This is a genomic window from Litoribacter ruber, assembly GCF_018449405.1.
Taxonomy (GTDB): domain Bacteria; phylum Bacteroidota; class Bacteroidia; order Cytophagales; family Cyclobacteriaceae; genus Litoribacter; species Litoribacter ruber.
This window is the reverse complement of sequence record NZ_JAHCMY010000014.1, coordinates 59,059-65,650: the sequence shown is the minus strand read 5'-3', so window position 1 is coordinate 65,650 and position 6,592 is coordinate 59,059. Positions and strand designations below refer to the sequence as shown.

Genomic DNA, 6,592 nt, shown 5'->3' with positions numbered 1-6,592 from the left:
AGCCTTCAGAGAGATCTGGAGGCTTTTTTGCGTTTATCCGCTCCACTTCTTCCCATCCCGATCCGCCGGGGCGGATAAGCCCTGCAGCGCCGATGGTACTGTCCGCCGCGGCGGACGGGAGAGTAGGTCGCCGCCTTCCTTTATTACACATAGCCTTTGGAACAATCCAGAGACTTTTTTGCGTTTAAGGCTTTCATGGGGACACGGAGTTCAAAAGGGAGTTTCACGGAGACTTCTTTACGGCGACAATTTCATTATTCATCATTCAGCGTTCATCATTCATTATTTAGGACGTCAGCAAGGATCGCAAAAGAATAGAGTTTGAAGAGGGCCAGAACTTGTCCCGAGGAGCCTTTTGCGGATCGGGAGTGTTGCGCGGATTTCAAATGGGAGTTTTACGGAGGTTTCTTCCCAGCGACCATTTCATTTATTCATCATTCATCATTCAGCATTCATCATTTAGGACGTCAGCAAGAAACAACAAAGTCCTCTTCGCAGAGCACTTTCAATCGTATGCCTTAAACTTTAAACCTTAAACAATGGATATTAACCTCCTAAACCTTATCCCCTAGTATGCTATTCTTGCTTATTAGGCTGTTAAATTGTAACTTGAAGTAAAATCAACCACAGGTATGACTACGCACAAGAAATCTTTTGAGGAAGTAGAGAAGCTGCTCCAGGAAATAGGACTAAAAATAGAAGAGTTGGTCGAAAAGGGAGCGAAGGCCACCGGGGAAGCCAAAAAGGATATTGAAAAGAAGATTTCCGAAATGGAATTTAAGAAAGAAGATCTCGAGAAGGAATTCAAATCCAAGCGTGATGACTTTGAGAAAATTCTGGCCGAAAAGAAGAAATTGATCGAGCCGGATATTAAAAAGACTGGGGAGCACCTCGAAATTGCGGCTAGGCATTTGGGTGCGGCCATGAAATCGCTGTTTTCCAAATAACACTTACAAACTTACTTAATAAGGTGGGAGCTAATTAGTTTCCACCTTTTCTTATTACCGGCTATATTTTGTTTAATTTTGGACATGAATTACTTGTCAGTAGAAAACCTCTCCAAGTCTTACGGAGATAAAGTCTTATTTAATCAGATATCATTCGGAATTGATCAAGGGCAGAAAATCGCCTTGGTCGGCATAAACGGCGCAGGGAAATCCACCCTCATGAAAATCATCATGGGCGCCGAAGTAGCCGATGGCGGAAATGTTGCCATCAACCAGCAGGTGAAGGTTGCCATTGTACCCCAAAATCCTGTTTTTACAGGTAGCCTGTCCATTTATCAGACTATCTTTGATGAGAGTTCTAATGCTACCCTACAAACTATCCAAGAGTATAATGAGGCCCTAATCAAAGCCCAAGAAGGTGTAGACAATTCCGATAGGCTCAATAAGCTTATGGAACAGATGGAAAACCTCCAAGCTTGGGATTTTGAATATCAGATCAAGGAGGTTTTGGGCAAGCTTGGCTTACATGATACGGAATTGCCGGTGTCCAACCTTTCTGGTGGACAAAGAAAGCGTGTGGCGCTTGCTAAGGCCATATTGGAGAAGCCTGACCTCTTGCTTCTGGATGAGCCAACCAACCATTTGGATTTGGAAACCATTGAATGGCTGGAAGACTATCTTTCAAAAGCCAATCTTTCTCTGTTCATGGTAACTCACGATAGGTATTTTTTGGAGAAGGTAACGAATGAAATCATCGAACTTGAGGATGGAAAGATTTTCAGGTACTCCGGTAATTATGGGTATTTCTTGGAGAAGAAGGCTGAAAGAAAAATAATTGAAGCTACAGAAATAGATAAGGCCAAGAGTCTATACAAAAAGGAACTCGATTGGATCAGACGCCAGCCTAAGGCACGAGGTACAAAAGCCAAATATCGGGTAGATGCTTTTGAAGAAACAAAAGAAAAGGCCTTTTCCAAAAAGGAAGAGCGCGAAATCGAACTTACCGTCACTTCTCAGCGTCTTGGCAAGAAGATCATTGAGATAGAAGGGTTAAACAAGTCCTTTGGAAAGAAAAAGATACTGGACGATTTCTCTTATACTTTCAAGAAGGGAGATAAAATAGGTATTGTTGGCCCTAACGGAGCTGGAAAAACAACCTTCCTTAATATGATCACCGCTCAATTGGATCCGGACTCTGGAAAAGTTGATATTGGGCAAACCACCGCATTTGGTTATTACAGGCAAGAAGAAGGCTCGTTTGATGATAGCAAAAAGCTGTTTGATATTGTAAAAGACGTGGCAGAGGTCGTGACCATTGCAGGTGGCCAGACGATTACCATATCACAATTTCTGACCAGGTTTGGTTTCCCTCCAAAGCAGCAACATACACCTGTAGGTAAATTGAGCGGTGGTGAAAGGCGTAGGCTGCAGCTTTTAATGGTGCTGATCAAAAACCCGAACTTCCTTATTCTGGATGAGCCCACCAATGATTTGGACATCATGACCCTGAATACCTTAGAGGAATTTCTGGATGATTTCCCGGGCTGTTTAATAATAGTCTCACACGACCGTTATTTTATGGACAGGTTAGTTGAACACCTCTTTGTATTTGAAGGAGAGGGTAAGATTAAGGATTTTCCTGGGAACTATACAGACTTTAGGGAATGGGAAAAAACGGAAAAGAAAGCTGAAAAGGAGTCGGAAAAGTCCCCTAAGCAAGTGCAAACTGCAGTAGTAGAAGCTCCAAAAGAATCTAAAGGGAAGGCCTCTTTTAAGGAGAAAAAGGAGTTTGCTGAAATCGAAAAGCAAATAGATGACCTTAATGTAGAGAAGAGCGGGCTGGTTCACCAGATTTCGGTGGGGACTGATGACCATGAGCAATTAATGGAGTGGTCTAACCGTATTCAGCTAATTGATGATAAATTGGAGGAGTTAGAGTTGCGTTGGCTTGAATTGAGCGAACTTGATGGGATATCAGATTAACATATGCATAAAGATATAATTATAGTAGGGGCAGGCCATTATGGGATTATGGCAGCCTATTTTTTAAAGGATAAGGCAAACATAGTGGTGTTGGAAAGAAACCTGCAAGTGGGAGATGCTTGGAGGTCCAGGTTTGATTCCATGCAGCTTTTTACACCTTCAGCGATGGCTTCGTTGCCAAGCCTTCCCATGGCACTGGAGGCGGAAGCTAGGCCTACAAAAGACCAAATGGGAGATTATCTAGACCGCTATGTAGACCACTTTCAGTTGCCTGTCTATACCAATCATTTTGTGTCCCAGATCAGGTTTGAGGATGGGGTGTTTGAGGTTGTGTCCAGCAATGGCACTTTTACCGCAGATCAGGTTATCATGGCCAATGGGAATTCCCTAAATCCCAAGAAACCACAATGGGTCCACGATCTGGCGATTCCAGCTCTTCATGTGAGGAAATACAAAAATCCTGTTTCTGTCAAAGGCAAGAAGGTGCTGGTTTCAGCAAATGGCAATAGCGGCGCACAAATAGCTGCTGAGTTGTCCAAGTATTTTGATGTTACCTGGGCCAAAAGTAAAAGAGGTAAAGCCTCCTTGTCGATTTTGGGCAAGAACAGGTTCTGGTGGGGAAACAAGCTCAATAAAAAGGATGTGGTCGATGGCAAAGAGAATCCGATATTCTATTTTGATAAGCTGGCCTCCAAAATGAAGAAGGTTAAGATCAAGCCGGAGATTGAAGCTGTAACGGGGAATGAGGTGAAATTTTCAAATGGCACTTCTGATACCTTTGATTTTGTCATCTATTCAGATGGGTATAGCCCTGATTTCAGGATGATCCAAATTGAGGGTTTCGATACCAATGTTGACAAGATAAGGTCCCAGGATGGACAGAGCAATATTCCCAAAATGCACTTCTTAGGGGTGCCTTACCAAAGGGAGCGTTTTCCTTTTATTGCTAAGTTTCAAGAGAAAGATGTTCAGAATCTGCTTCAAAAAATAAAAGGGTAGCCATTGGCTACCCTTCATTGCTTAAAAGTCATCATCTTCCTCGTCCCGATCTCTGTCAGGGTCACGTCCATTTCTGTCTCTAAACCCACCAAATCGGTAAGTAAATGTTACCGTACCAATTCTGGTCTCACGGTTAAATACTCTTCTCTGATCAAATCGAGCATCTTCGGTCGTTATTCTGAAGATTCTGGTATTAAAAATATCACTTACGTTGACTGCTATGGTCGCCCGATTCTGCATGATATTTCTCTTGGCGCCTATGTTGACACCATACATGGGTTCTATTTCCCCTTGAGGAAGTACTATAGGCCCACGATAATTACCCTGAATCTGGAAGTTGGCAACATTTCTAATGTTAATATTTGATAGCATGTTTAAGGTCCAGCTGAAGTTACTATTATTAAACCCTTCTTCGATATTGTCACCAAAGATTTCCGAGTAGAATAAGTCAGCAGAGAGCATCATATCCCACCAATTGGTAAACTCAAATTGGTTGATCAGCTCCAAACCTGTATTTACTCTGCTGGCGGCGTTTTCCCTGGTTTGTACAGCCACGTTGTTATCCTGAAGGTTGATCACTCTAGTTTGCACATTTGTGGACCTTCTGTGATATGTGGTACCCGTGAATAGGTAGCTTCCCCATCCCTTTTGATATCCAAACTCATAACTATCAGTAAATTCAGGTTGTAAGAATGGATTACCAATACTCAAATTAAGCAAATCTCCCACTCTATACATGGGGGCCAAACCCCATATTCCAGGTCTTGAAATTCTTCTACTATAATTAAGTCTTAAATCTTCCTCGTTTCCGGGCAGGTCATAGGTTAGGAAGAGACTTGGGAATAGGTTGAAATAATTGTTGACTATCGTTTGGTTAGAGTTGGCGTGCACACCTGTAGTCTCGGTATACTCCCCTCTCAAACCTGCTTGGTAGTTCAATTTTCCAATAGTATGGCCGTAGTTTAAATATGCGGCATATACATTTTCTCTAAAGTTGAAATTGTCACTGATGGTGTCGTTTTGGACCTCACGGAAATCTGTGGATTGGTCTGTCTGGAAGAAGTCCTGTCCCCTGTCCCAGAACCCAAACGTTCCTTTTAACCCCGTTTCCAGTTTTCCCCCGTTTTCCCACGGCTTTATGTAATCCAATTGAAATACATACAGATCACTAACCTGCGGCCTGACATTTCTTTGTGAAAGGAAATTTTCGGGTACTTCCTCATTGAAGGAGTTGAAGAATAGCTGATCATATAGCTCCAATTGGTCCCGCTCATCTCTACTGTAGGAAAGGGAGGTGAAAATCTGCTGTCCCAAGGTGTCAAATTCATAGCTATAGTTCACACCTGTCTCCACATTAAAACTCGTTCTCGAATCATCTTCAGATCTTACGAACAAGCTGTCAAGCTGTCTGACGCTGTTAAGGCTTCTTTGGTTGAGAATGTTGTCTGCAGTTCTGTCTCTGAAATTACCTTGGGCATAAAAGCCAAATGTGGAGTTTTCATTGGGCGTATAGTCAAATCCCGCCCTTGTGAAGTGATTGACATCCCTATTGACCCTATAGCCGTCCTGATCCAAGAATGGAGAGGCATTAGGTATATTGGCCGATCTGAAAGCTTCAGATTCCGTGAAAAGCCTTCTGTCCTGAAAGTTATAAGAACCGAAAAAGTTGATCTTTTCCAAGCCATAATTGAGATTGAATCCAGCTTGGTACTTGTCTCTTGTCCCTACAGCCACTTGTGCCTGTCCGTTTAAGCCTCTTCTTTCGTCTTTTTTCAGGATAATGTTGATGATACCGCCGACCCCCGCGGCGTCATATCTGGAAGATGGATTGGTGATCAGTTCCACACTTTTAATGCTACTGGCTGGGAACTGTGCAAGGATAGATTCGGCATCATCCCCAGAAAGGTTGGATGGACGGCCGTTGATGTATATTAGTATATCACCACTACCTCGCATGGAAATTCCACCCTCCTCATCCATTTGAATGGACGGAAGTGTCCCCAGCAACTCAGAAGCCGTAGCGCCTTCGGCGACGATGCTGTTTTCCACATTATAGCTTCTTTTATCAATATCGCTTTCAAACATGGACTGAACGCCCTCGACTACTACTTCATCCAGGGCCTCTGTGTCAGATTGCAAGCGGAAATTCCCCAGATTAACTTCTGGCTTATCGCCTAGGTTTACATTTTTGTATTCTTGTCTGTATCCAATAAAACCCGCTCTGACAATATATTCACCAGGTTCGGATGTGAATTCAAAGCGGCCATCCAAGTCAGTCATGCCGCCGCCTACCAGACTCGAGTCTGATGGGGAAAGCAAAGCTATGTTGGCAAACTCCAAACCCTCCCCGGATTCCCTATCTAGAACACGGCCCTTTAAAGTGATGGATTGACCGTAAACTTCAATAGAGAACGTGCAAATAAAAAAAGCTAGGATTAATCCTATAAATGGTTTCATATGGTGTAATTTTGATAATAGTTGGTTTTCAAATTTACAAAATAATATTCCGAAATTACGACTCCTTTATCTTAATGGAGTTATAAATTGATAAACGGAACATTGTAAATAAATAGTAATTCTAAATTTAAGAGCCTGTGGCTAGGTAGGTTAGATTAAAATAAAAACTTTGAATTGTATAAAAAGTTTTAGAATGGGTCAAATCC

Annotated in this window: 4 protein-coding genes; 3 read left to right on the top strand and 1 reads right to left on the bottom strand. The window is 42.5% G+C overall.

Features of this window, described 5'->3' with window-relative positions; all coding sequences use genetic code 11:
* Positions 1-632 precede the first annotated feature (632 nt).
* From KI659_RS16305 to KI659_RS16295, 3 genes are all read left to right on the top strand, one after another.
* Entirely contained in the window at positions 633-947 is a 315-nt protein-coding gene (locus KI659_RS16305; protein ID WP_213946439.1) for a hypothetical protein, read from the top strand.
* Between the two features lie 84 nt (positions 948-1,031).
* A complete protein-coding gene (locus tag KI659_RS16300; RefSeq protein ID WP_213946438.1) occupies positions 1,032-2,930 on the top strand; it encodes an ABC-F family ATP-binding cassette domain-containing protein in 1,899 nt (632 codons plus the stop codon).
* A 3-nt stretch (positions 2,931-2,933) separates the two neighbouring features.
* The gene (locus KI659_RS16295; RefSeq protein ID WP_213946437.1) at positions 2,934-3,929 is read left to right on the top strand and encodes a flavin-containing monooxygenase; all 996 of its coding nucleotides are present in this window, start codon (positions 2,934-2,936) and stop codon (positions 3,927-3,929) included.
* Between the two features lie 21 nt (positions 3,930-3,950).
* Here the strand turns inward: KI659_RS16295 and KI659_RS16290 are convergent, their stop codons facing one another.
* On the bottom strand, positions 3,951-6,386 hold the full coding sequence (locus KI659_RS16290) for a TonB-dependent receptor domain-containing protein (protein ID WP_213946436.1): 2,436 nt from the start codon (positions 6,384-6,386) through the stop codon (positions 3,951-3,953).
* Positions 6,387-6,592 lie beyond the last annotated feature (206 nt).